The sequence below is a fragment of the Isoptericola sp. NPDC019693 genome, assembly GCF_044389085.1.
Taxonomy (GTDB): domain Bacteria; phylum Actinomycetota; class Actinomycetes; order Actinomycetales; family Cellulomonadaceae; genus Isoptericola.
The window spans coordinates 469,668-495,101 of the sequence record NZ_JBIRXP010000002.1 but is presented as its reverse complement, the minus strand read 5'-3'; the positions used below and the strand labels follow the sequence as shown (position 1 = coordinate 495,101).

The window sequence follows — 25,434 nt, the reverse complement described above, 5'->3', positions numbered from 1 at the left end:
TCAGGCCTTCTCGCGCAGCCGCTCGAGCTCCTCCTCGACGATCGAGTCGTCGAGCTTGGTGAACACGGGGCTCGGCTTGGCGATCTCGGTGCCGGGCGTGACGGGCCGCGACTCCCAGGACGGGAAGTCGTAGTCGCCCGTGATGACCGGGTACTGCCGCGACTCGTCGTCCAGGTCGGTGACCTCGTCGATGCGCGGCTGGGGCGCGAACGTCCCGGTGCCGCCCATCGTCTCGTGCACCTGCTGCGCGGAGTGCGGCAGGAACGGGCTGAGCAGCGTGTTGCAGTCGCTCACGGCCTGGGTGACCGTGTGCAGCACGGTCGCGAGGCGGTCAGGGTCGGTCTTGAGCTTCCACGGCTCCGTCTCCGACACGTACCGGTTCACGTCGCCGACGACGCGCATCGCCTCGGCGACCGCCGCCCGCTGCCGGTTGGACTCGATAAGCCCGCCGACCGTGCCGAACGCCTCGGACGTCGCCTTGAGGACGCCGCGGTCGACGTCGGCCAGCTCGCCCGGCGTGGGGATCTGGCCGAAGTTCTTGTGCACCATGCTGGCCGTGCGGTTCACGAGGTTGCCCCAGCCCGCGACGAGCTCGTCGTTGGTGCGGCGCAGGAAGCTGTCCCACGTGAAGTCGACGTCCTGGGTCTCCGGGCCGGCGGCCGCCACGTAGTAGCGGAACGCGTCCGGCTGGTAGCGCGCCAGCATGTCGCGCACGTAGATGACCACGCCGCGCGAGCTGGAGAACTTCTGGCCCTCGACGTTGAGGAACTCGGAGCTGACCACCTCGGTGGGCAGCTGGAGCGTCCCGTACGGGCCCGGAGCCCCGCCGCGGGAGCCCTTCCCGTCGTAGGCCAGCAGCTCGGCCGGCCAGATCTGGGAGTGGAACGTGATGTTGTCCTTGCCCATGAAGTAGAAGGAGCGCGCCGTCTCCTCGTTCCAGAACGCGCGCCACGCCTCCGGGTCCCCGGTGCGGCGGGCCCACTCGATCGACGCCGAGAGGTACCCGATGACCGCGTCGAACCACACGTACAGGCGCTTGGTCGGGTTCTCCTCCCAGCCCTCCAGCGGCACCGGGATGCCCCAGTCGATGTCGCGCGTCATGGCGCGGGGACGGACGTCGTCGAGCAGGTTGAGGCTGAAGTTCAGCACGTTCGGGCGCCACCCGCTGCGGGTGCGCAGCCAGTCGCCCAGCGCGTCCGCGAGCGCCGGCAGGTCGAGGAAGAAGTGGTTCGACTCGACGAACTTCGGCGTCTCGCCGTTGATGCGGCTGCGGGGGTTCTTCAGGTCGATCGGGTCGAGCTGGTTGCCGCAGTTGTCGCACTGGTCGCCGCGCGCGCCGTCGTACCCGCAGATCGGGCAGGTGCCCTCGATGAAGCGGTCGGGCAGCGTGCGGCCCGTGGACGGGGAGATCGCGCCCATCGTGGTCTTCTCGACCATGTAGCCGTTCTTGTGCACCGTGCGGAACATCTCCTGCACGACGGCGTAGTGGTTGCGCGTCGTCGTCCGCGTGAACAGGTCGTACGACAGCCCGAGCGAGGTGAGGTCCTCGACGATGACGCGGTTGTAGCGGTCCGCGAGCTGCTGCGGCGTCACGCCCTCCTGCTCCGCCTGCACGAGGATCGGCGTCCCGTGCTCGTCCGTGCCGGAGACCATCAGCACGTCGTGACCCGCCATCCGCATGTGCCGGCTGAAGACGTCGGAGGGAACGCCGAAGCCGGCGACGTGGCCGATGTGCCGCGGACCGTTGGCGTAGGGCCACGCCACGGCCGAGAGGATGTGGGTCATGCGGGCGATTCTAAGGGCCCGGACGACGACGCGTCCGAGCGGTCCGCGCCCCGGCCGGCCCGCCGCGTCAGCCGAACGTGACCCGGACCAGGCGGTCGTCGCCGTCGCGCGGCGAGCCACGGCCGTCGGTGTTGTTCGTCAGCACCCACAGGCCGTCCGCGTCGCCGCCGCCGGGCACGACGGGCGCGACGTTGCGCAGCCGCCCCAGCTCGCCGTCGAGCAGGGCCTGGGGTTCCCCGAGGCCGCGCACGCTGCCGTCGGCGTCCACGGCGCCCTTGCTCGACGTCGGCCCCGTCCCCGCGCCCTCGTCCGCGCCCTCGTCGGCGCCGGACGCCGTGCTGCCGAACGGCACGCGCCACAGCCGCTCCCCGCGCAGCCCCGCGAGGTACACGGCGTCGTCGGTCACCGTCAGGCCCGACGGGGACGCGTCGGAGGTGGGCCACCAGGCCACGGGGGCGACCGTGCCGTCGCCCGCCCGGGGCTGGCCCTCGAGGCCCGGGCCCTCGACGTCGGGCCAGCCGTAGTCGCCGCCCGGCTCGATCACGTTGAGCTCGTCCCACGTGCTCTGCCCGAACTCGCTGGCGAACATCCGCCCCGACCCGTCCCAGCCCAGGCCCTGCACGTTGCGGTGGCCGAAGGTCCAGACCGGCGAGGACGGGTCGGGGTTGCCCGGCGCCGGGTCGCCGTCGGTCGTGACGCGCAGGATCTTCCCGGCGAGCGAAGACCGGTCCTGCGAGGCCTCCCCGTCGCCCGCGTCGCCCGTGCCGACGTAGAGGAACCCGTCCGGGCCGAAGGCCAGGCCGCCGCCGTCGTGGTGGCCGGCGCGGGGGATGCCGTCCAGGACGGTCGTGAGACCGCCGAGCACCGTGCCGTCCAGCGAGGCGCGCAGCACGGCGTTGTCGTCGGCGCCCGTGCGGTAGACGAAGACGTCGCCCGAGCCCGGGTCGCGCGCGACGCCGAGCAGCCCGCCCTCGCCGTCGGGCGTGGTCTGCGCGGCGAGGGCGTCCGCGCCGGGGCCCGTGACGGCCGTCGTCGTGCCGGCGTCAGGGTCCACGACCACCAGCCGCGCCTCGTCGCGCAGGCTGATCAGCAGCGCGCCGTCCGGGAGCGTGGCGAGGCCCCACGGCACGTCGAGGCCGTCGACGACGGTCTCGACCGAGGCCCGGGGCGCGACCGACGGAGACGACCCGGGCGACGGCGAGGAGGTGCCGGCGGCGGTCCGGGGCGCGGACGGCGCCGGGCCGTCGTCCGGTGGTCCGCCGGCCGGGCCGCACCCGGCGAGCAGGAGCAGCGGCAGCCCGACGAGGGCGGCGACCGCCGCGGTGCGGCGCGGGTGGCGGGCCATGCCCCCATCCTGCTGCGCGGACGCACCACCGTCGACACCGCACCACCGGGCTGGCATGCTCTCCCCCAAGAACTGGTCAAGGGGGACTGCGATGTCGATCATCGAGCACCTGCGTCGTCTGTTCCGGCGTGACGACGAGGCCCGGCGCACCGCGCGGGCGGACCTGCTGCCGCTCTCGGCGGCCGAGGAGCGCGCGCGGCCCGCCGCCGGCACCATGGCCGTCCAGCCGCTCTACCGTCCCGGCACCGCCGGCGGCGGGTACTCCTGACCGTCGGGGCGGCCCCGCGCGGCCGCCCGTCGTGGCAGGCTGGACGCATGACCGACGAGGTGACCGCCCCTGTCCGCGCGCTGATCGTCGTCGACGTCCAGCCCACGTTCTGCGAGGGCGGCGAGCTCGCCGTCGACGGCGGGAACCAGGTCGCCGAGGACGTCGCGGCCTACGCGTCCGCGCACCGAGACCGGTACGAGATCGTCGTCACGACGCAGGACTGGCACGTCGACCCGGGCGACCACTTCAGCGACCACCCCGACTTCGTGGACTCCTGGCCGCCGCACGGCGTCGCCGGCACGCCGAACGCGGAGCTGCACCCCGCCCTCGCCGACCTGCGCCCGGACGTCTCCGTGAAGAAGGGCCAGTACGCCCACGGCTACTCCGGCTTCGAGGGGACCGACGCCGACGGCCGCACGCTGGAGCAGGCCCTGCGCGACGCGCGCGTCGAGGCGGTCGACGTCGTCGGGCTCGTCGAGTCGCACTGCGTCAAGCGCACCGCCCTCGACGCCGCCGGGCTCGGGCTGAGCACGCGGGTGCTCACCGACCTCACGATCCCGGTCAGCCCCGAGCAGGGCGAGCAGGCCCGCGCGGAGCTCGCCGCGGCCGGCGTCGAGCTCACCCCCTCCACCGCGAGGTAGTCCGAGCCCCGCCGAGGTAGTCCGCACCTCGCCGAGGTAGTTCGCGCCCCGCCGAGGTAGTGGTCTGGTCCACTAACTCGGCGGGTCTCGGACTACCTCGCGGCGAGCGCGGCGGCGTACAGGTCCCGCTTGGCCACCCCGGCCGCGGTGGCGACGTCGGCGACGACGGCCTTGAGCCGTTCGCCCGCCCGGACACGGGTCAGCACCTCGGGCACGAGGTCCTCGACGCTGGGTGCCGCGCCGACGGGCGCTCCGCCGACGACGACGCAGATCTCGCCACGCAGCCCGTCACCGTCCGCGGCGCGGGCGTCGGCCTCCGCGGCGACGTCCGCGAGGGTGCCGCGGAGCACCTCCTCGTACGTCTTGGTCAGCTCGCGGCAGACGGCGGCCGGCCGGTCGGCGCCGAACGCCTCGCCCATCGCGTGCAGGGTGTCCGTGATCCTGTGCGGCGCCTCGAAGAAGACCAACGTGCGCGGCTCCGCGGCGAGCGCGCCGAGCCACCGGGCCCGCTCCCCCGCCTTGCGCGGCACGAACCCCTCGAAGGTGAACCGGTCGGTGGGCAGCCCCGACAGCGCCAGCGCGGTGAGCACCGCGGAGGGCCCGGGGGCCGCCGTCACGCGCAGGTCCCGCGCCACGGCGCGGGCCACGACGCGGTAGCCCGGGTCCGACACGGCCGGCATGCCGGCGTCCGAGACGACGAGCACGGTGCCGCCGTCCGCGACGACGTCGAGCAGCTCGTCGGCGCGCGCCTCCTCGTTGTGCTCGTGGTACGACGTCACGCGCCCGCCCACGGTCACCCCCAGGCGCGCGGCCAGGGCGTGCAGCCGGCGCGTGTCCTCGGCGGCGACGACGTCGGCCTCGGCGAGCAGCCGGCGCAGCCTCGGTGACGCGTCCTCCGCGTTCCCGATGGGCGTGGCGGCGAGCACGACCGCGCCGACCTCGGCGTGCGGGACGGGACGACGTGCGTCGGCAGGTGCGGCGGCGGGCTCGGAGGTCATGGTGACCAGCGTCGCACGCCCCTACGATGACCCGGTGACCGCCCCCGACGCCGACGCCACCCTCACGGGCGATACCGCGCCCGCGGGCACGCCGCCGCGCCGTGCGCGCCACCGCGCGGCCACCCCGGACGAGGAGCCCGACGGCACCCCGGCCCCGCCGCCGTCCGCTGCCGCACCCCCGGCGTTCCCCGGCACGCCGGCACCGCCGCCGTCCCCGGCTCCCGCCGACGGCGACGGCCGCACCACGCAGGCGAAGCTGCTGGAACGGCTGCTCGGCGCCCGGCGCGTCCGGCTCGACCTGCGCCGCCGCGACCGGTTCTGGGGCTGGTTCGGCACCATCGTCGTCACGCTGCTCGCGGCCGCGGCCCGGCTGTGGCAGCTGGGCCAGCCGCACAAGCTCGTGTTCGACGAGACGTACTACGTCAAGGACGCGTTCACGCTCGGCCGGCTGGGTTTCGAGGCGCAGTGGCCCGAGGAGCCGAACCCGGCGTTCGAGGCCGGCGACGTCCTGACCTACCTCGACAAGGCCGCCTACGTCGTCCACCCGCCGATCGGCAAGTGGATGATCTGGCTCGGCATGGAGGCGGGCGGGGGCGCCGCCAGCTCGTTCGCGTGGCGGCTCGCGAGCGCCGTGATCGGCATCCTCGCCGTGTTCCTGCTGGTGCGGATCGCGCGGCGGCTGTTCGCGTCGACCACGATGGGCGTCGTCGCGGGCCTGCTGCTCGCCGTCGACGGCGAGGCGATCGTGCACTCGCGCACCGCCCTGCTCGACCAGTTCCTCATGTTCTGGGTGCTGGTCGCGTTCGGCTGCCTGGTGATGGACCGCGAGCAGGCCAGGCGCCGGCTCGCGGGCCGGGTCGCAGAGATCCTCGACGCCGGCGGCACGGTGGCCCGCTACGGTCCCCGGCTCGGCTTCCGGTGGTGGCGGCTGGCCGCGGGGGTCAGCCTCGGCCTCGCCTGCGGCACCAAGTGGTCGGGCCTGTGGTTCGTCGCCGTCTTCGGCATCCTCACCGTGCTGTGGGACCTCGCCGCCCGCCGCGCCGCCGGCGTCGGCCGCTGGTGGGAGGACTCCCTCGTCGTCGACGCCGTGCCCGCGTTCCTCACCATCGTGCCCACCGCGTTCGTCGTCTACGTCGCGTCGTGGTGGTCGTGGTTCGCGAACCAGGGCGCCTACCTGCGGCAGTGGGCGTCCGAGCACCCCGGCGAGGGGGTCACCTGGCTGCCGGGCCCGTTGCGGAGCCTGCTCCACTACCACCAGCAGATGTGGGACTTCCACACCGGGCTCTCCTCCGACCACCCCTACGCGTCGCACCCGCTCGGCTGGATCGTGCAGTGGCGGCCCACGTCGTTCTTCTGGGAGAAGGAGAGCCCCGGGCAGGGCACCTGCCCCGCCGACGCCGCGGAGGCGTGCGCCCGCGCCGTCACCTCGCTCGGCAACCCGCTGCTGTGGCTGCTGGGCGCGATCGCCGTCGTCGTGACGATCTGGCTCGGCGTCCGCCTGCGCGACTGGCGCGCCCTCGCGGTCCTCAGCGGCACGGCCGCCGGCTGGCTCCCCTGGTTCGCGTACGCGCCGCCGTTCAGCGACCGGACGATCTTCACCTTCTACACGATCGCCTTCACGCCGTTCGTGGTGCTGACGCTCGTCTACCCGATGGTCGTCGCGCTGGAGCGCACGGAGGGACGACGCCGCGAGCGGTCGCTCGCCGTGGCGGCGATCGTCGCCGTCGTCGTCGTGATCCTCGCCGTGTCGGCGATCTTCTACCCGCTGTGGACGGGCATGCAGGTCCCGTACTCCTACTGGCAGAACGTCATGCGGATGGAGTCCTGGATCTGACGCCCGCTCACAGCGGTCAGGGGGTGGGCCAGTCGACCTGCGGGGTCTCGTGGAAGGCCCACCCGCGGGCGCGCCAGGCGGGGGACTGCGCGGCGGTGCGCGCGCGGAAGCCGTCCCAGTCCTTGCGCTCGGGCGCGGTCCAGGCCACCTCGGCGACGGCACCGAGCCGCGGCAGCAGCATGGAGAACAGCTCGTCGCGGGTGGTGAGCGTCTCGGTCCAGACGGCGGCCTCGACGCCCTCGACGGACTCGGCGGGCAGGCCGTCGATGACGGTGGTGGGCTCCCACTCGTAGGAGTCGCGCAGCTCGACGTAGCCCGCCCAGTGCAGCCCGAGCTCGTGCTCGGGCGTGTACTTCATGTCGAGGTACGCGTGGTTGCCGGGCGACATGATGAACCGCGCGCCGGCGCGGGCCGCGGCGACGAAGCGCGCGAACTCCTCGCCCTTGGGCTCCCAGTACTGCAGCAGGGTGCCCGGCTCCACGGGGCCGCGCGCGCCCTCCTGCCAGAAGACGGGCGTCTTGCCGTGCTCGCGCACGATGCGGCCGGCGAGCTCGACGAACTTCGCGAACTCCTCGACCTCCATCGTGTGCACCTCGTCGCCGCCGACGTGCACCCACTCGCCCGCGGTCATGCCGGCGACGTCCCCGATGACGTCGCGCAGGAACGGCTCGGTGGCGGGGTTGTCGAACCACAGGCGGGAGAAGCCCACCTCGATGCCCTCGTAGGGCTCCGTGGGCAGGCCGTCCTTCGTCAGCGCCCCGTAGACCTGCGTGGCGGCGTTGATGTGCCCGGGCATGTCGAACTCGGGCACGATCGTCACGAACCGCGCCGCCGCGTACTCCTGCAGCTCGCGGAAGTCGTCCACCGTGAGGAAGCCGGCGGTGCCGCCGCCCACCTGGCTGTCGGACGCCTTCTCCAGCTCGGGGCGCGACGGCGTCTCGATCCGCCAGCCCTGGTCGTCCGTGAGGTGCAGGTGCAGCACGCGCAGCTTGAACGCGGCGACCAGGTCGACGACGGCGCGGATGTCCTCGGGCCCGAACCAGTGCCGCACGACGTCGAACGACAGCCCGCGCCACCGGTACCGGGGGGCGTCGTGCACGACGACGGCGGGCACCTCGCGGGCGACGGTGGCGTCGCCCGCGGTGACGAGCTGGCGCAGCGTGCGCATCGCGTGCAGCAGGCCGACCGGCTCCGGCGCGGTCGCCTCGACACCGGCCGTCGTGACGCGCAGCGTGTACCGCTCGGGGTTGTCGGACCCCTCGGGGCCGGCGGCGGCGTCGAGCCGCAGCACGACGGGGACGGCGCCGCCCGCGCCGGCGTCCTCCTGGCCGGGCCCGGCGTCGACGACGCGCACGCCGGCCGCCTCGAGCTGCTCGGCCGCGACGGCGGCGAGGGCGTCGTCCGGCGTCACGAGCCGGGCGGCGTCCAGGGCGAGCGGTGCGGCGTCCGGGACGTCGACGGCGGTGGGCCACGGGATCAGGGGCAGCACGATGATCGGACTCCAGGGACGCAGGTCGACGGCGACAGGGTCGGCGCCGACGGACGGTCGAAACGTTACGTTAGCGATCCTGCCGAATCGGCCGAACGTCTGTCAACGACGCCGCCCGGCGGCGCTGCACGCGGCCCGCCGGGGCTCAGGAGGCGGCGATCAGCACCGGCGCCGGGTCGGCCGGCACCAGCGGCCCGGCGACCCCGGCCGCCGGCCCGGACCACCCAAGGTGCACGCCGTCGGGGACGTCCGTGCTCACCTGGTCCCACACCCACTCGCCGGTCGTGGCGCCACCGGTCAGGTCGGCGAGGACCACCGTCTCCACCTGCGGCACCGAGCGCAGCAGGGTCCGGTCCGGCACCGAGTCGGGGCGCGTCTGGTGCACGACCAGCAGGGCGGGCGGCAGCCCTTCCCTCGTGACGAGGTCGGCCAGGTAGTCGCTCACCTCGTCGAGCTCGGCGGCCGTCATCACGTGGGAGGTGGTCGTGACGCCGTCCCCCACCCGTGACTCGGGGCGCAGCGCGACGCCCACGCCGGGCGCGCGCAGCAGGGGCTCGGCCGCGCGCACCTGGTCGACCACGGCGCCCGGCCCTGCGGCGACGTCGAGCAGCACGTACGCCCCGGCGTCCTGCGCCGCGGCGACCAGCGGGCGCAGCGCGTCCAGGTCCTCCTGCGTCACCGCGGCGTCGCCCGGCCCGCTCGCGGTCGTGCCGACCGGCAGCACCAGCGTCGGCACCACCGGGCCGTCGACCGCCTCGCCCTCCGCGCCGTCGCCCGAGACGTCGTCCGAGACGTCGTCCGCGCCGTCGTCCGGGGCGTACGCCTCCGCGGCGGCCTGCGCCCGCGCGACGGCGGCGGCCGGGTCGTCCCACACCGAGGCGTCGACGGCCACGTACCGCGCCGGCAGGAGGTGCTGCGACCCGGTGGGCAGCAGGGCCGCCCGCTCCGCCGCCGCGACGCGCCACGCGAACGTGCCGGCGTCACCGAACGACCGGCCCACCCCCACGACGGTGAGCGCCTGCGCCCTGTCCACGGTCTGGACGACGTGCCGGGAGGCGAGGTCGCCGCCGGGCACCTGGGTCGTCACGGCGCCCGCCGCCCGCAGCGACGCGATCGCGGCCTCCTGGCCGTCCTGCGGGTCGACGAGCGCGAGCACCTCGCGCAGCAGTCGCGGCGCTCCCTCGGTGCCGCCCGCCGGCGAGGGGGACGCCCCCGAGCCGCCGACCAGGGAGCCGAGCCTGTCGACGAGGTCCTCCAGGTCGTCGTCCTCGAGGGCCGGCCCCGCGCCGGCGTCGGAACCGCCCGCACCGTCGGCGCCGTCGACCACGTCGGGGCTGACGTCGATCGCCTGGACGCCCGCGTCGTCCGCGACGCGGTGCGCCGCGGCGCCCGGGTCGGCCTCGGCGTCCTCAGAACCGTCAGCGCCGTCAGTTGTGCCTTCAGTTGTGCCGTCAGCCGCGTCACCCGCGGCCGGCTCGTCCCCCGTGACGACCACCGCGGCGCGCGCGCCCAGGCGCCCCAGCTCCTCGACGACCCCCGTCCCCGCACCCTCCGCCAGCAGGGCCGGGGCGTGGAGCGCCACCGCCGTGGCGGCGAGCGCGTCCCGAGCCCCGACGTCGTCCGCGTCCGCGAGGACCACGACCTCCGAGCGCGCGAAGACGGTCTGGCTCGTCGTGAGGGCGAGGTCGGCCGGGTCGGCGGCGTCGAGCAGGACGGTGTGCGCGGACAGGTCGCGCACCGCGACGGCCGGCGCCCCCGTCGAGGGGGTCGCCGCATCGCCGGGTGGCGACGCGGCACAGCCGGCGAGGGCGAGTGCACCGGTCAGGACGACGGGCAGGACGAATCGGACGTTCCGGAGGGGCACGCCCCTCATCTTTGCGCATCCACGCACCGCTGGTCGACGCCTCCCGGTGACCTCGTCGTGCTCGCGCGGACGCACGCCGGCGTCCTGCGCCGCGGGGCCGGGAGTCACGCGATCGGCATGATGCGCGCCCGCGCACGTGGGTGTCGACTGGAGCCACGGCCACGACGCCGCTCGTGGCGGAGGGGGGCGACCGCCCGTGGACCACGCCGAGCTGCTACGACGCCTGACGATCAACGATGCTCGCCTGGACGACGGCCGAGCCCTCCCGCCGGCCGCTCTCCCCCCGGGCACGCTCGCGCTCGTCCGGCTCGCCGCCCTGGTCGGCGTGAGCGGCGGCGGACCGAGCCTGGGCGTGGAGGTCGAGGCCGCGCTGGGGGCGGGGGTCGCCGCCCACGAGATCGTCGACGTGCTGACGGCGGCCGTCCCCGTGGTCGGCCTCCCCCGTGCCGTGTCCGCCGCGCCCTGGGTCGCGTTGGCGCTCGGCCTCGAGCCCGTCGAGGGGTGGACGGACCCCACGAGGGACGGCGTGGGTGAATTCTGACCCGCCGGTTGAGGGCCTCGTGAGACCGTTCTTACGCTGCTGAGGTGTCCGAGGCGAGCCGACCGGCGCTCGCCGTCCGACCGGAGCTCAGCGCGTCGCTCCTCTCCGGGAAGATCGCGCCGCCGGCACCGCGCACAGGAGGCGTGTCCCGGCGGGCGCTCGTCGAGCGCGCGCAGCAGGCCGGTGCCCGCGTCGTCGAGGTGACCGCCCCGCCCGGCTACGGCAAGTCCACGATGCTGGCCGAGTGGGCGGCCCTCGAGCCGCGGGAGGTCGCCTGGGTCGGCCTCGACCGGCACGACGACGACCCCGCCACCCTGCTGACCCTTCTCGCGCTCGCGTGCTCGCGCTTCTCCCCCGAGGTCGCCGCCGTGGCCGGGGAGATGCGTGGGCCGGGCCCGTCGACGCTCGGGCGCTCCGCCCCGCTGCTGGCTGCGGCCCTGGCCCGCACGACCACACCGTTCGTGCTGTTCGTCGACGACCTGCAGGAGGCGTCGTCCGAGGGGTGCCGCGACGTGCTCGAGGTCGTCCTCGGTGGGATCCCTGCGGGGTCGCAGGTGGTGCTCGCCGGCAGGCTCTCCCAGGGCGATCGGGCCCGACGCCGTGTCGAGGGCGACCTGCTCGAGCTCGACGCGGACGACCTGCGGGTGGACCTGGCCGGCGCCGCGGCGCTCTTCCGGGACGCCGGTGTGGAGCCGGGCGCGGACCTCGCGGCCGTCGTCGAGCGCTGCGAGGGCTGGCCGACAGGCATCGTCCTGTGCGCCCTGCTCGTGCGCGCCGGCGGGGACGCGTCGGCCCTCGCGGGGACCGACCGGTTCGTCGCCGACTACCTCTACCGCGAGTGCCTGGCCCGACTCCCCGCGGACCTGCAGCACTTCCTGCGGTGCACGGCCGTGCTCGACCAGCTGTCGGCGGGCGCCTGCGACGCCGTGCTCGACGACGTCGGGTCCGCGGCCCTGCTGCGCAGGCTGGAGGACGCGCACCTCTTCCTCGTCCCGCTGGACCACCGACGCGGCTGGTTCCGGTACCACGCGCTCTTCCGGGAGTTCCTGCTCGCGGAGCTCGAGCGCTGCGAGCAGGGCGTCGCCGCCGCCCTGCACCGCAGGGCCGCCGCCTGGCTCACGGCCCACGGTCTGGAGGCCCGCGCGGTGGAGCACCTGCTGGCCGCGGGCGACGTCGCCGAGGCCGCCGAGCTCGTGGCCGGGCTGGGGCTCTCGACGTACCAGTCCGGGCAGGTCACGGTGGTCACCCGCTGGCTCGCGGCGCTGGGCGACGACGCCGTCGTGGCGTCCCCGGCGCTGACCGTCGTCGCGACCTGGCGCGCCCTGCTCCTCGGCGAGACGAGCGAGGCGGAGCGCTGGGCCGCGGCCCTGGAGGGCGTTGACGCCGACGCCCTCCCCGAGCCCGACCGCACCGCCCTGGTGTCCGCGCGGTGCCAGGTCCGCGCGGCGATGTGCGTGGACGGCGCGGAGGCAGCCGTCGCGTGCGCCGCGTTCGCCGTCGACCACGAGCCGTCGTGGAGCCCCTGGTACGACCAGGCCCTCCATCTGCTGGGGGCGACCCGGCTGCTGGTCGGCGAGCGCGACGCCGCCAGGGTGGCGTTCCGCGACGCCTCGGCCGCGGGCACGGCGGCGGGCAACCCGGACTCCGTGCTGCTGAGCGAGGCGGAGCTCGCCGTGCTCGACGTCGACGACGACCGGTGGGCGGACGCCGACGCCCACGCGCGCGCCGCGGTCAGGACGATCGAGGCCCACCACATGGAGGGCTACTCGACCACGGCGCTCGCCCTGGGCGTGAGCGCCCGGGTGGCGCTGCACCGCGGTGAGCGCACCGTCGCGGAGCGGTTCCTGGCCCGGGCGATGCGGGCGCGCGTGCAGTGCACGCACGTGCTGCCGTTCCTCGCGCTGCGGGTGCGGCTCCAGCTCGGGTACGCGTACACGACGCTGGGCGACCGGACGACGGCGATGCACCTCGCGGCCGAGGCGGCCGACCTGCTGCGCCGCCGGCCGCGCGTGGGGCTGCTGGCCGACGAGGTCGCCACGTTCCGCGCGCGGCTCGACGGCCTCGCCGCCGCGCCGGGCACCCCGCCGCTCACCCCGGCGGAGCACCGGCTGCTCCCGTACCTCCAGACGCACCTGACGATGGCCGAGATCGGCCGCCGCCTCTTCGTCTCGCGCAACACCGTGAGCACCCAGGTCGGGTCGATCTACCGCAAGCTCGGCGCGACGACGCGGGGCGCCGCCGTCGAGCGGGCGGCCGAGCTCGGGCTGCTCGGAGGCTGAGCGGCGTTCGCGCGATCTGCGTGATGCCCGGCCGCGGGCCCCCGCCCTACGGTCGTCGTGCCGCCGGACCGCCCCGCGGCCGACCGCCCCAGGAGGGTGACCATGGCTCACCGCACACGCCCGTCGGTCGTCGGCCCGCCGCTGCCGACGGAACGGTCCCTGCCCTTCCCGCCGCGGCGGTCCGGCAGCGTCGCGGGCCGCACGATCGGGGAGTCGACGTACTCGCCGCGGCCGCCCGAGCGCCGGCTGCCCGACGACGCCCCCAACGTGGTCGTCATCCTCATCGACGACGCCGGACCGGCCCTGCCGACGACGCTCGGCGGCGCCGTGCAGACCCCGACGCTCGACCGCGTCCGGGCGGACGGCGTGGGCTACAACCGTTTCCACACGACGGCGATGTGCTCCCCCACCCGCGCGTCGCTCCTCACCGGGCGCAACCACCACCGGGTGGGCAACGGGCAGATCGCCGAGCTGGCGAACGACTGGGACGGCTACTCCGGGCACATCCCGAAGAGCAGCGCGACGGTCGCTGAGGTGCTGCGCCAGTACGGCTACTCGACGGGCGCGTGGGGCAAGTGGCACAACACGCCGGCGGAGGAGACCACGGCGGCCGGGCCGTTCGACCGGTGGCCCACCGGCTACGGCTTCGAGTACTTCTACGGCTTCCTCGCCGGGGAGGCGTCCCAGTACGAGCCGCACCTCGTGCGCAACACGACGCCGGTCCGCCCCCCGCGGTCCCCCGAGGAGGGGTACCACCTCAGCGAGGACATCGCCGACGACGCGATGCGTTGGCTGCGCGACCACAAGGCGAACGCGCCGGACAAGCCGTTCTTCGTCTACTGGGCCACGGGCGCCCTGCACGGCCCGCACCACATCATGAAGGAGTGGGCCGACCGGTACGCCGGGGCCTTCGACGACGGGTGGGACGTCTACCGCGAGCGGGCGCTGAAGGGCGCGAAGGCCGCCGGCTGGGTGCCGCAGGACGCCGAGCTGACGCCGCGCCCCGAGAGCCTCGCCGCGTGGGACGACATCCCCGCCGACCAGAAGGCGTTCCAGGCCCGCCTGATGGAGGTGGCGGCCGGGTTCGGCGAGCACGCGGACGTGCAGGCCGGGCGGCTGCTGGACGAGGTCGAGCGCCTCGGCTACGGCGACGACACGATCGTCGTCTACATCTGGGGCGACAACGGCTCGTCCGGCGAGGGGCAGAACGGCACGATCAGCGAGCTGCTCGCGCAGAACGGCATCCCCACGACCGTGGACCAGCACATCGCGGCGCTGGAGGAGCTCGGCGGGCTCGACGTCCTCGGGAGCCCCGCGACCGACAACCAGTACCACGCCGCGTGGGCGTGGGCGGGCTCGTCGCCCTACCAGGGCATGAAGCTGCTGGCGTCGCACCTGGGCGGCACCCGCAACCCGATGTTCGTGAGCTGGCCCGGCCGCATCGAGCCCGACCCGGTGCCGCGCACGCAGTTCCACCACGTCGTCGACCTCGTGCCGACCCTGTACGAGATCCTCGGCATCTCCCACCCGGACACCGTGTCCGGTGTGCCGCAGGACCCGATCGACGGCACCAGCTTCGCCTACTCGCTCGACGACCCGGCGGCCGAGGGCCGCCACCGCACCCAGTACTTCGAGATCATGGGCAGCCGCTCCGTCTACGCGGACGGGTGGATGGCGTCCGCGACCGGCCCGCGCCTGCCGTGGGTGCCCGGCACGCCACCCGGGATCCGCACCTGGACCCCCGACCAGGACCGGTGGGAGCTCTACCACCTCGACACCGACTGGAGCCAGGCGCACGACCTCGCGGCCGAGCACCCCGACCGGCTCGCCGAGCTCAAGGAGCTCTTCGCGATCGAGGCGGCCCGCAACGACGCGCTCCCCGTCGGCGGCGGGCTGTGGGTGCCCGTGCTGCACCCCGAGGACCGCATCTCCCCGCCGTACAGCGCCTGGGACCTCTCCGGGGACACCGTGCGCGTGCCGGAGTTCTGCGCGCCGGCGCTCGGCAACAAGCCCAGCACGGTGGCGATGACGGTCTCCCTGCCCGACGGCGCCGACGGCGTCCTCTACAAGCTCGGCGGCGCGGGCGGCGGCCTCACCTGCTTCCTGCTCGACGGCGTCCTGGTCTACGAGTACAACCTCTTCCTCGTGCAGCGCACCGTCGTGCGTTCCGCGACCCCCGTGGCCGCCGGGGACCACACCATCGAGGTCACCACGACGTACGTGGAGCCGAAGCCCGCCGGGCCCCTGCGCGTGGTGCTGCGGGTGGACGGGGAGGAGGTCGGGTCGGGCACCGTGCCCGTGAGCGCGCCGCTGCTCTTCTCGGCCAACGACTGCCTCGACGTCGGCCGGGCGTACGGCGGCGCCGTCTCGCGCGCGTACGCGGACCGGATGCCGTTCGCGCTCGACGGGCGCATCGACGCGGTGCACGTCGAGTACCTCGCGCCGGCGGGGCCGGCGTCGTGACCTCGGACCGCGCGCCGTCACGCCCGGTGGTCCGGCGCACTTCACGCGTTCTGCGTGAGGACGCGTCGCGGCCCGCGCGCGACGCTGGGACCGGGGCCCACGGACGGCGCGGGCCGGGCACGGGAGGACGACGATGACGCAGGAACTCAGCGCCCGGGAGCGCGACGCGCTCGGCGCCCTCGAGGAGAGCGGGCCGATCGACTATCTCGTCGTCGAGCTCCCGACGGACCGCGCGACGGGGGACGCGGCGTTCCCGCACCTCGTCGACCTGGTCGACCGTGGGATCGTCCGCGTGCTCGACCTCGTCGTCGTCCGCCGGGAGGACGACGGGAGCGTCGCCGCGATCGGGCTCGAGGAGCTCGACGACGGCTCGGCCGGCCTCGCCGTGTTCGCGGGGGCCCGCTCGGGGCTGCTCGGGGACGACGACCTGGCCGAGGCCGCGGGCGTGGTCGAGCCCGGCCGGACCGCGGTGGTGCTCGTCTACGAGAACACGTGGGCGGCACCGTTCGCGACGGCGCTGCGGCGCAACGGCGCGCAGCTCGTCGCGAGCGGCCGCATCCCCGTCCAGGCGCTGCTCGCGTCCCTGGACGCCGACGAGGCCGGCGTCTGACGCCGGCCCGGAGAGAGGAGAAACTCGTGCCCGGACTGCTTCGCGGCGTCGCTCGCACCGCCGTCATCGCCGGCACGGCCACGGCCGTCTCGAACCGCGTCTCACGGCGTCAGGCCGGTCGCTGGGCCAACCAGGAGGCCGCGCGCGAGCCCGCGTACGCACCTCAGCCCCAGTACGCGCCCCCGCCACCAGCACAGCCCGCCCCTCCGGCGGCCGCGACCAGCACGGACGCCCGCATCGAACAGCTCACGCAGCTGGCGGCGCTGCGCGACCAGGGTGTGCTCAGCCCCGCCGAGTTCGAGGCGCAGAAGGCGCAGATCCTCGCCGGCTGACGGTGGCCGGCGGACACCCCAGGGCACGACGCACGAGAGACCGAGGCGATCAGCATGGACAGCTTCATGGAGTGGTTCTGGTTCCTGTTCTGGTGCTTCTTCCTGGTCGCCTACCTGGTGATGTTCGTGCACATCGTCGCCGACCTCTTCCGCGACCGGGACCTCAGCGGCTGGTGGAAGGCGCTCTGGCTGGTCGCGCTCGTCGTCGTCCCGTTCGTCTCGGCGCTGGTGTACCTGATCGCCCGCGGCCACGGGATGGCCGAGCGGCACGCGGAGCGGCACGCCCACGACCGGGCGGCCACCGACGCCGCGCTGCGCGACGCGGCACGCACCGACCCCACGGCCCAGATCTCCCAGGCGAAGGCGCTGCTCGACGCCGGGGCGATCGACGAGCGCGAGTACGCCGCCCTCAAGGCCGGCGTCATCTACTGAGCACGGGAGGAACCGGGATGTCCGAGGAACGGCACGTGCTGCGACCCACCTACACCCGAGACGCGGTGCGGTCCGTGACGCCACGGCTCGCGCTGCCCGAGTCCGAGATGGAGCCGACGTCGGCCTACCAGCTCGTGCACGACGAGGTGATGCTCGACGGCAACTCGCGCCTGAACCTCGCCACGTTCGTGGCGACGTGGATGGGCGACGAGGCGGACCGCCTGTACGCCGAGGTCTACGACAAGAACATGGTCGACAAGGACGAGTACCCGCGCACGGCCGCGATCGAGGAGAACTGCTGGCGGATCCTCGGCTCGCTGTGGAACGTGCCGGACGTGACCGACTGCATCGGCACGTCGACGGTCGGGTCGTCCGAGGCGTGCATGCTCGGCGGGCTCGCGCTGAAGCGCCGGTGGCAGCTGGCGCGGCGCGCGGCGGGGAAGCCGACCGAGCGGCCGAACCTGGTCATGAGCTCGGCCGTGCAGGTGTGCTGGGAGAAGTTCTGCAACTACTTCGAGGTCGAGGCCCGCTACGTGCCGATCACCGCGGAGCACCCGTGCCTCGACGGCAGCGCCGTCGATCAGTACGTCGACGAGAACACGATCGGCGTCGTCGCGATCATGGGCGTGACCTACACGGGCATGTACGAGCCCGTGCAGGAGATCGCGGCCGCGCTGGACGCCCTGCAGGCCCGGACCGGGCACGACGTGCCCATCCACGTCGACGGCGCGTCGGGCGCGATGATCGCGCCCTTCATCCAGCCCGAGATCGAGTGGGACTTCCGGCTCGAGCGGGTGCACTCGATCAGCACCTCGGGGCACAAGTACGGCCTCGTCTACCCCGGCGTGGGCTGGGTGGTGTGGCGCACGCTCGACGCGCTGCCGGAGGAGCTCGTCTTCCGCGTGAGCTATCTGGGCGGTGACATGCCCACCCTGGCGCTCAACTTCTCCCGGCCGGGGGCGCAGGTGCTGCTGCAGTACTACCAGTTCCTGCGGCTGGGGCGGGAGGGGTACACCGCGATCCAGCAGGAGTGCCAGGACGTGGCGAAGTACCTGGCGCACGGCATCGCGGACATCGGCGCCTTCGACCTGTGGAACGACGGGTCCGACATCCCCGTGTTCGCGTGGCAGCTCAAGCCCGGGCACACCGAGAACTGGGACCTGTACCACCTGTCCGACCGCCTGCGGATGAAGGGCTGGCTGGTGCCCGCCTACCCGATGCCGGACGACCTGGCCGACCTCACCGTGCAGCGGATCGTCGTGCGCAACGGGGTGAGCCGCGACCTCGCGGACGACCTGCTCGCCGACATCCGGACCGAGACCGCATGGCTGGACGGCCTCACCTCGCCCATGCCGGTCGAGGGCCGCCAGCCCGCCTTCCACCACTGACGGCCACGGTCCCAGGCCCGTGACGACGACGGCCGGCACCACCGCCTCGCGCCGCCGCCTGCGCCGCGAGGCGTGGGGCTTCGCCGTCGGGTCGCTGTGCTTCCTCGTCGGTGCGCTCCCGCCGTACGCCGACGCGGTCGGGCCGGTGGCCGTGGGCGTCACGTTCGTCGTCGGGTCGGTGTTCTTCACGGCGGCGGCGTTCGTCCAGCTGAGCCTCAGCGGCCGCCGGCCGCCCCGGGCCGGCACGCACCCCGCCGACCGGTGGGACTGGTGGGCCGCCGCGGTGCAGCTCGCCGGCACCGTCTGCTTCAACGTCAGCACGACCGCGGCGCTGGTGGCCGCCGTCGCGGAACCGACCCTGCTCGGCGCGGGCTGGAAGCCCGACGCGTACGGCTCGGTCGCGTTCCTCGTCTCGTCGGCGTGCGCGATCGTCGCGACCCGCGACCGCGGGCACCTGTGGGACCTGGACGCGCGGACCTGGCACGGCACCTGGCTCAACGCCGTCGGGTCCGTGGCGTTCGCCGCCTCCGCCGTCGGGGCGTACGTCGAACCGTCCACCGGCACATACCTGAGCGCGTGGTGGGACCAGGCCGGGACGCTCGCCGGCGCCGTCTGCTTCCTCGTCGCGGCGCTGCTCTCGCGCCGCACGGCGTGAGCCGGGGCGGTTCGGAAGGCGCCCGGGAACGACGAAGGCCGCCGCACCAGATGCGGCGGCCTTCGGCCTGCGGTGGAGCTAGGGGGATTCGAACCCCCGACCTTCTCATTGCGAACGAGACGCGCTACCAACTGCGCCATAGCCCCGAGAGCGGTGCCAACATTAGCACCCCGTCACGGCAGGTCGCCAAATCGGCTCAGCCCGCCGCCCGACGCCGGGCGAGGATCTCGTCCAGCGGCAGCCCGAGGGTCTCGGTGCGCGGGCGCGGCTCGTCGCCCGCCGTCAGCTCCCTCGCGCGGTCCGGGGTCGACGCCGCGTCCAGCGTGCCCGGGGCACGGTCGGCGGCGGGGCCTCCCGCCGGGGTGGCGGTCGGCCCGAGCGTCGCGCGCATCGTCGCGGCCAGGGCGGCGCCACGACCCGCGTCGGTCACCGGGCGTGCGCGACCGACGTCCCTCCCGGTGTCGCGACCGGTGTCGCGTCCGGCGGTCGTGGCCGGGAGGGCCCGCGGGTCTCGCCGGGGCGCGGCCGGCTTCGTCACGTAGGTGGGCAGGGGCACGGGGACGGGCTCCCACGGCTCGCTCCCGACGGGCGGCGGCCCGGCGGGCACCCCGCCGTCGTCCGGCTCGGGATCCACGACCACGACGGGCTCCGGAGGCGCCGCCGGCTCGTCGGCGCGCACGTCGAAGACGAGGCGCTCCGACCCACGGGCGGCACGGTGGGTCGTGGCCGGCTCGGGCTCCGCGCTCTCGTCGCCGCGGGCGTCGTCGGCGGGGACCGTCGCACGAGAGCGCGGGGAGGCGGGCTCCGTGCGTCGCGTCGTCCGCGCGGAGGTGCGGGCGGTGGGCTGGCCCGCCGGGGCCGCCACGCGCGGGATGAGCTGGGTGTGCGTCGCCGACGGGCGCACCGCGTGCCCGGTCACCCGGGGACGGTTGCGCGGCGCGTGCGGCCCGCCGTTGGCGAGGGCGCGCGCCTCGGTCGCCTGCCGCTGCGCCGCCTTGCGCTCCGCGACCCACCGGGCGTCGGCCCGCCGGGCCTGCAGCACCGCGACACGACCCAGCACCAGGACGACGACGAGCAGCGCGGTGGGCGCGGCCCCCGCGTACCAGCCCACCAGGCCGAGCCCGACGACGACCCACCCGGCGACCGTCAGCAGCAGCAGGAGGAGGGTGAGCAGGAGCCGACGACGCGCACGCGCGGCACGCTGCTCGAGCAGGGCGAGGCGGGACTCCCGGGGCCGGTCGAGCTGCTCCCCGGCACGCGGGGCGGTCAGGGCACGCGACGCGCCCCTGTCGTCGTCCAGACCCATCGGTCGCTCCCCTCGTCCGCCCTCCGACGACATGCTGGCCACCAGCAGCGGAGTCGCACCGCCGGTCGGCGTCGTCACCCCGCGCGTGCCGCCCGCGCCGGCCACCGCCAGCACCCGGAGCCCGCCGGAGAACCTGTCGTCCACCCGCGCGTCCAGCAGCTGCTGGCGGTGCCGCAGCCGGTGCGGCACCCAGAAGCCCAGCCACAGGACGAACAGCGCGAGCACCGCGAGTCCTGCCGCCGACGTTTCCACGTCCTGACGGTAGGGGACGGTGCTCCGACGCGGTCGCACGCCGCCGCGGCGTGTCCGTTGTCCGGGCTGCCGTAGCCGTCCGGCGGCGGGTTGAGCGCCTGCGGGATCAGTCGCCGTCGCGGACCTGCTGCCACCGGGCCAGGAGCCCCTCGGGCACGTCCTCCGTCGTGAGGGCGAAGGTGCGGTGGTCGCGCCAGGTGCCCTGGATGTGCAGGTACCGTTCGCGCACGCCCTCGTCGCGGAAGCCGAGCTTCGCCACGACCCGCAGGCTCGGGGCGTTCTCGGGGCGGATGTTGATCTCGATGCGGTGCAGACCGAGCACCGCGAGGCAGTAGTCGCCCGCCATCGCGACGGCCGTCGGGATGACGCCCCGACCCGCGACCTCGCGCGACACCCAGTACCCGACGCTGGCGGAGCACAGGGAGCCGTAAGCGATCTGGGACACGGTCAGCTGGCCCACGAGCGCCCCGTCGAGCTCGACGGCGAACGGCAGCGTGGTGCCCGCGCGCGCCTGGGCGGACAGCGCGCGCAGGTAGTCGCCGAACGTCGACGCGGCGGGCCGCTCGCCCGGCGACGTCGCCTCCCACGGCTCGAGCCAGCTCGCGTTCGCGGACCGCAGGCGCAGCCACTCGGGGCCGTCCTTGCGGCGCAGGGGGCGCAGCACGACCGCGCCCGCCGGCCCGTCCTCGCGCAGCGTCACCGGCCACGGCCGCGCCACGGCCCATCCCCGGGCGTGCTTGTGCGTCATGCCACCTCGTTCCGTCCCGACGCTCCCGCCCCTGCCCGCGGGCCGGAGCCGTTCTCCGCGTCTCCGGCGCGCGCCGGGAACTCTCCGGACGGGACCCTGCCACAATGGCCCCATGCACGGCGACCGCAACGGACCGAGAGCACACCAGCCGTACCCCGTCGTCGCCGGGATGGAGGCCGCGGACGCCAAGGAGGAGCTCCGCCGAGCCATCCGCGCCCACCGCGCCGAGCGGTCCCCCCGCCTGCGGGACGAGGCCGCGCACGCCTTCGCCGAGGTCCTCGCCACCGTGCCCGCCGTCCGCGACGCGCAGGTCGTCGCGACCTACGTCTCCCGCCCCACCGAGCCGGGCACGCACGTCCTCCTCGAGCGGCTCGCCGCGCGCGGCGCACGGGTGCTGCTGCCCGTGCTCGGCGCCGGCCTGGCCCGCGACTGGGCCGAGTACACCGGGCCCGACGACCTGCTCGAGCGTGCGCCGGGCCGGCCGCCCGAGCCGAGCGGGCCCGCGCTCGGCGCCGAGGCCATCACCGAGGCCGACGTCGTCGTGGCGCCCGCCCTCGCCGTCGACGACCGCGGCGTGCGCCTGGGCCAGGGCGGCGGCTGGTACGACCGGCTGCTGAAGATCCGCCGGCCGGGCGTCCCCGTCGTCGCGCTCGTGTTCCCGGAGGAGCTCTACGACTCCGCCACCCACCCGCTGCCCGCCGAGGAGCACGACGTGCCCGTGCACGCCGTCGTCACCCCGGACGGCTGGCGGGAGCTCCCCGACACCGCGAGGTAGTCCAACCCCCCGCGAGGTAGTCCAACCCCCCGCGAGGTAGTCCGGACCCCCGCGAGGTAGTTCGATCCCGCGCGAGGTAGTCCGGACCCCCGCGGGTCAGGGCACGAGCGTCGTCCGCGTCTTCGCCGCCTCCTCGACAGCCTCGCGGGTGAACGGCCAGGCGAACGTCCGCCCCGCGGCCCAGTCGTCGAGCTGGTCGTCGTAGTGCGACGACGCCGGATGGCCGGACACCCCCGTGACGGTCACCCACGTCGAGGCGTCCAGGTCGGCCAGGTCCACCACCATCCGCATGGACGGGCCGGTCGTCACGGCGAAGCTGCCGGTGCCGGCGTCCCACCCCGTCGCGTTGACGATGGACGAGCCGCCGGGCATCCGCACCGGGGCCGGGTTGACGAGGTCGCGCACCAGTCCGGGCACGCCCTCGCCGCCGATCACCGGGTGCTCGAGCCGCAGCGTGTGCAGCGTGCCCCAGTCCCAGTCGGACGGCTCCTTCGACAGCTCGACCGTGAGGTCACGACGCGCGCTCGTCAGGGCCCGCGTGAGGATCTCGTCGCGCGACTCGACGACGTTCGCCGTCGTGCGGTCGTCCCAGAACGAGTCCTCGGACCGGTCCAGCATGGACTTCACCACCAGGAGCCACTGCGAGCCGCCGTCCGGGCGCATGCTCGGGGGCAGGTCGTCCCAGAACGCCTCCTGCAGGAGGTTGCGCCACACGGCCGCGAAGTAGGCAGCCGCCGGGGAGTCCGCGTCCATCCGGTAGTCCCAGTCCGCGAGCAGCTCCTGCCCGGCCGCGACGTACGAGTCGTCGAGGTCGATGTCGAGCAGCGTGGGCACGAGGGCCTCCGCGAAGGCCGACCAGTCGTCGTTCTGGATGCGGTTCATGTCCGCTGCCGTGAACGGCCGGCCGGCGGCGATCTGCTCGGAGAGCAGGGTGCGGATGCGCTCCGAGCGGTACCCGTAGTCCCAGTCGTCCGCGAGGTACGGGCTCGACCCGTCGCGCAGCACCGCCTGGTTGGCCGCGACGACGAAGCCCTCCTCCGGGTCGAGCGCGCGCGGCATGTCGTCGGCGTCCACCCAGCCCTGCCAGTCGTAGCGCGGGTCCCAGCCGGGGCGCGGCCAGGTGCCGTCCGACGGCACCGGGCCCTTCACCTCGGAGCGGACCGGGATCCGGCCCGGCGCCTGGTAGCCGATGTGCCCGTCCGTCGTGGCGAACACGATGCTCTGCGCCGGCACCTCGAACAGCGCGGCCGCGGCGCGCACGTCGTCGGCGTCCTTGGCCGTGTCGAACGCGAAGACGGCGTCCGCCGTGCGGCCGGGCTGCAGCGCCGTCCACTGCAGGGCGACGGCGTACTCGCCGAACTCCGTGCCGGCGGAGGTGGGCGACCCCACGACCTCCCCGACGTCGAGCACGTCCGAGACGATCGGGCCGTGCTCGGTGCTGCGGACCGTGAGGTCGACGGGCGTGCCGCCGGCGACCCGGATCGTCTCCTGGCGCGTGTCGAGCTGCTCCCACTGCTCCGCGTCGCCGTCCTTGAGCCACGTGTCGCCGCGCACACGCTCGATGAAGAAGTCGGTCACGTCGGCGCCCATGTTCGTCAGGCCCCACGCGAGGTCGCCGTTGTGCCCGATGACGACGCCCGGGAAGCCCGCGAAGGAGAAGCCGGCGACGTCGAACGGGCACTCCGCGGAGACCTCGTTGCAGTGCAGGCCCACCTGGGCCCAGATCCCCGGCGCGGACAGCGCGAGGTGCGGGTCGTTCGCGAGCATCGGCTGGCCCGACTCGGTGTGCTCCCCCGACACCACCCACGAGTTGGAGCCCGCGGCGTCGCCGCGCCCCACCAGCACCGGCACGGCGTCCAGCACGCTGCGCGTGGACTCGACGGCGGCGCCCAGCGCGTCGGCGGCCGCCTGGCCGCCCCCGGGCTCGCCCACCGCCCGGCCGGTGAGCGCCGACGTCAGCTCGGCGTCCGTCGCGGTGTCCGTGTCGGTGTCCGTCGTGGCGTCCTCCGACGACGCCTCCTCCGCCGAGGGGCGCTCGTTGTCCAGGTCGCGGTTGCGCAGCACGGGCTGGTTGCCGCTCTCCCCGTACGCCGGGAAGAGCTCGTCCACCAGGTCGGTCTCGCCGAGCGTGCTGTACGCGAGGGCGCGGTCGAGCTCGCTGTCGTAGTTGCCGCGCAGGTCCCAGGCCATGGCCTTGAGCCAGGCGAGCGAGTCGACGGGGTCCCACGGCTCGGGCTCGGCGACGTCCACGCGCGCGCCCAGCACGGTGTACTCGACACCGAGCTCCTCCGGGTCGCGGCTCTCGAGGTACGCGTTGACCCCCTGCGCGTATGCCTGCAGGTAGTCGCGGGACTCGTCCGAGATGAGGTGCCACTCCTGCTCGGCCACCTGCCGCCACCCGAACGTCCGGGTCACCTTGTCCGCTTCGATGGCCGCCGGCACGTCACCGACCAGCTCGGCGAGGCGCCCGGAGGTCACGTGGCGGCGGTAGTCCATCTCGAAGAAGCGGTCCTGCGCCTGCAGGTAGCCCTGGGCGCGGAACAGGTCCGCCGGCGTGTCCGCGTAGATCTGCGGCACGTCCTGGGCGTCGCGACGCACCTCGACGGCGGAGCTGAGGCCCGGCACCTGCTGCGAGCCCTTGTGGTCGGGCAGCGGCCGGCGCAGCGTCACGACGGCGAAGACCGTGCTCGCCACGAGGGCCAGCACCACGACGACGGCGACGCCGACGACGGCGCTGCGGAGGCGCGAGCGCCGACGGGGTGCCTCCTCGGGTTCCGTCACGTCCTGGGAGGGCTCGGGCGCGGACGGGTTTCCGGGTTCTGCAGGGGGGACGGTCGCTGACACGCAGGCGAGACTACCGTCCGGCGTATGATTGGCACTCGCATCACCCGAGTGCCAGCATCCGGCCGTCGCGGCAGGGTGCCGGCGTCCGCCCCGAGGAGATCACGTGCCCACCTACGCGTACCGGTGTGCCGACTGCGGCCACGCCTTCGACGTCCACCAGTCCTTCACGGACGAGTCGCTGACCGTCTGCCCCGAGTGCGGCGGCACGCTGCGCAAGCAGTACGGCTCCGTGGGCGTGACGTTCAAGGGCTCGGGCTTCTACCGCACCGACTCGCGGTCCGGGTCGGGCAAGAGCTCCGGCTCCTCCTCGAGCTCGTCGTCGGGCTCCTCCGGCTCGTCCGGCAAGGACTCGTCGAGCGGCTCCTCGTCGTCGTCGGGGTCGTCCGGCTCGTCGTCGTCCGGCTCCTCGAGCACCTCGTCGTCCGGGTCGTCGAGCGCGTCGAAGGCCGCCGCCTCCTGACGCTCCCGCGGCACGCTGCCGAGGACGACGCGACGGCGGCCCCGGGCGCCGACGCTGCCCCCAGGCCGGCGCCGTCCACAGGCCGCCGCGCGACGGCCGGGCCCCCGCTCCGCGCCGCCTAGCGT

The 25,434-nt window shown here is 74.8% G+C and carries 21 protein-coding genes and 1 tRNA gene; 13 read left to right on the top strand and 9 right to left on the bottom strand.

Annotated elements, in window-relative coordinates:
- Together metG and ACH436_RS07670 are read right to left on the bottom strand one after the other, a co-directional pair.
- Window positions 1–1,785: a methionine--tRNA ligase gene (gene metG, locus ACH436_RS07675; protein ID WP_430559602.1), complete on the bottom strand. Its 1,785-nt coding sequence runs from the start codon at window positions 1,783–1,785 to the stop codon at window positions 1–3.
- Between the two features lie 67 nt (window positions 1,786–1,852).
- A complete protein-coding gene (locus tag ACH436_RS07670; RefSeq protein WP_430559601.1) occupies window positions 1,853–3,130 on the bottom strand; it encodes a PQQ-dependent sugar dehydrogenase in 1,278 nt (425 codons plus the stop codon).
- A gap of 91 nt (window positions 3,131–3,221) precedes the next feature.
- Here ACH436_RS07670 and ACH436_RS07665 point away from each other — a divergent pair, with 91 nt between their 5' ends.
- Together ACH436_RS07665 and ACH436_RS07660 are read left to right on the top strand one after the other, a co-directional pair.
- The gene (locus ACH436_RS07665) at window positions 3,222–3,398 is read left to right on the top strand and encodes a hypothetical protein (RefSeq protein WP_430559600.1); all 177 of its coding nucleotides are present in this window, start codon (window positions 3,222–3,224) and stop codon (window positions 3,396–3,398) included.
- Between the two features lie 47 nt (window positions 3,399–3,445).
- Window positions 3,446–4,039 (top strand): isochorismatase family protein, encoded by a 594-nt coding sequence (locus tag ACH436_RS07660; protein ID WP_430559599.1) that lies wholly within the window; start codon window positions 3,446–3,448, stop codon window positions 4,037–4,039.
- Between the two features lie 92 nt (window positions 4,040–4,131).
- Here the strand turns inward: ACH436_RS07660 and rsmI are convergent, their stop codons facing one another.
- A complete protein-coding gene (rsmI, locus tag ACH436_RS07655; RefSeq protein WP_430559598.1) occupies window positions 4,132–5,037 on the bottom strand; it encodes a 16S rRNA (cytidine(1402)-2'-O)-methyltransferase in 906 nt (301 codons plus the stop codon).
- Between the two features lie 34 nt (window positions 5,038–5,071).
- Between rsmI and ACH436_RS07650 the strand changes: the two genes are divergently transcribed.
- Window positions 5,072–6,871 carry a dolichyl-phosphate-mannose--protein mannosyltransferase gene (locus tag ACH436_RS07650; RefSeq protein WP_430559597.1) on the top strand — a complete coding sequence of 600 codons (1,800 nt, stop codon included), beginning with the start codon at window positions 5,072–5,074 and terminating at the stop codon, window positions 6,869–6,871.
- 16 nt (window positions 6,872–6,887) lie between these two features.
- Here the strand turns inward: ACH436_RS07650 and ACH436_RS07645 are convergent, their stop codons facing one another.
- Both ACH436_RS07645 and ACH436_RS07640 read right to left on the bottom strand, forming a co-directional pair.
- Window positions 6,888–8,360, bottom strand: coding sequence for a family 20 glycosylhydrolase (locus tag ACH436_RS07645; protein WP_430559596.1), 1,473 nt, complete (start codon window positions 8,358–8,360; stop codon window positions 6,888–6,890).
- A gap of 145 nt (window positions 8,361–8,505) precedes the next feature.
- Window positions 8,506–10,224 carry a hypothetical protein gene (locus ACH436_RS07640; protein WP_430559595.1) on the bottom strand — a complete coding sequence of 573 codons (1,719 nt, stop codon included), beginning with the start codon at window positions 10,222–10,224 and terminating at the stop codon, window positions 8,506–8,508.
- Between the two features lie 196 nt (window positions 10,225–10,420).
- On the opposite strand from ACH436_RS07640, the gene ACH436_RS07635 reads away from it, so the two are divergent.
- The 8 genes from ACH436_RS07635 (at window position 10,421) to ACH436_RS07600 (ending at window position 18,924) form a co-directional block, all read left to right on the top strand.
- Window positions 10,421–10,765 (top strand): carboxymuconolactone decarboxylase family protein, encoded by a 345-nt coding sequence (locus tag ACH436_RS07635; protein WP_430559594.1) that lies wholly within the window; start codon window positions 10,421–10,423, stop codon window positions 10,763–10,765.
- A 44-nt stretch (window positions 10,766–10,809) separates the two neighbouring features.
- Window positions 10,810–13,044 (top strand): LuxR C-terminal-related transcriptional regulator, encoded by a 2,235-nt coding sequence (locus ACH436_RS07630; protein WP_430559593.1) that lies wholly within the window; start codon window positions 10,810–10,812, stop codon window positions 13,042–13,044.
- A gap of 102 nt (window positions 13,045–13,146) precedes the next feature.
- Window positions 13,147–15,507, top strand: coding sequence for an arylsulfatase (locus ACH436_RS07625; RefSeq protein ID WP_430559592.1), 2,361 nt, complete (start codon window positions 13,147–13,149; stop codon window positions 15,505–15,507).
- A gap of 133 nt (window positions 15,508–15,640) precedes the next feature.
- On the top strand, window positions 15,641–16,117 hold the full coding sequence (locus tag ACH436_RS07620; protein ID WP_430559591.1) for a DUF6325 family protein: 477 nt from the start codon (window positions 15,641–15,643) through the stop codon (window positions 16,115–16,117).
- Between the two features lie 26 nt (window positions 16,118–16,143).
- Window positions 16,144–16,449, top strand: coding sequence for an SHOCT domain-containing protein (locus ACH436_RS07615; protein ID WP_430559590.1), 306 nt, complete (start codon window positions 16,144–16,146; stop codon window positions 16,447–16,449).
- Window positions 16,450–16,503: 54 nt separating this feature from the next.
- Entirely contained in the window at window positions 16,504–16,881 is a 378-nt protein-coding gene (locus ACH436_RS07610) for a PLD nuclease N-terminal domain-containing protein (protein ID WP_430559589.1), read from the top strand.
- A 17-nt stretch (window positions 16,882–16,898) separates the two neighbouring features.
- Window positions 16,899–18,269: a glutamate decarboxylase gene (locus ACH436_RS07605; protein ID WP_430559588.1), complete on the top strand. Its 1,371-nt coding sequence runs from the start codon at window positions 16,899–16,901 to the stop codon at window positions 18,267–18,269.
- A gap of 19 nt (window positions 18,270–18,288) precedes the next feature.
- Window positions 18,289–18,924, top strand: a complete 636-nt coding sequence (locus tag ACH436_RS07600) for a hypothetical protein (protein ID WP_430559587.1) — start codon at window positions 18,289–18,291, stop codon at window positions 18,922–18,924.
- Between the two features lie 73 nt (window positions 18,925–18,997).
- On the opposite strand, the gene ACH436_RS07595 is transcribed toward ACH436_RS07600, so the two are convergent.
- From ACH436_RS07595 to ACH436_RS07585, 3 genes are all read right to left on the bottom strand, one after another.
- Window positions 18,998–19,070, bottom strand: a tRNA-Ala gene (locus ACH436_RS07595).
- A gap of 50 nt (window positions 19,071–19,120) precedes the next feature.
- Window positions 19,121–20,482, bottom strand: a complete 1,362-nt coding sequence (locus ACH436_RS07590; RefSeq protein WP_430559586.1) for a hypothetical protein — start codon at window positions 20,480–20,482, stop codon at window positions 19,121–19,123.
- Window positions 20,483–20,588: 106 nt separating this feature from the next.
- On the bottom strand, window positions 20,589–21,230 hold the full coding sequence (locus ACH436_RS07585; RefSeq protein WP_430559585.1) for a GNAT family N-acetyltransferase: 642 nt from the start codon (window positions 21,228–21,230) through the stop codon (window positions 20,589–20,591).
- A gap of 112 nt (window positions 21,231–21,342) precedes the next feature.
- Between ACH436_RS07585 and ACH436_RS07580 the strand changes: the two genes are divergently transcribed.
- On the top strand, window positions 21,343–22,005 hold the full coding sequence (locus ACH436_RS07580) for a 5-formyltetrahydrofolate cyclo-ligase (protein WP_430559584.1): 663 nt from the start codon (window positions 21,343–21,345) through the stop codon (window positions 22,003–22,005).
- Window positions 22,006–22,101: 96 nt separating this feature from the next.
- On the opposite strand, the gene ACH436_RS07575 is transcribed toward ACH436_RS07580, so the two are convergent.
- Entirely contained in the window at window positions 22,102–24,786 is a 2,685-nt protein-coding gene (locus ACH436_RS07575; protein WP_430559583.1) for a penicillin acylase family protein, read from the bottom strand.
- 166 nt (window positions 24,787–24,952) lie between these two features.
- On the opposite strand from ACH436_RS07575, the gene ACH436_RS07570 reads away from it, so the two are divergent.
- Window positions 24,953–25,309 carry an FmdB family zinc ribbon protein gene (locus tag ACH436_RS07570; RefSeq protein WP_430559582.1) on the top strand — a complete coding sequence of 119 codons (357 nt, stop codon included), beginning with the start codon at window positions 24,953–24,955 and terminating at the stop codon, window positions 25,307–25,309.
- The last annotated feature ends 125 nt before the right edge of the window (window positions 25,310–25,434 follow it).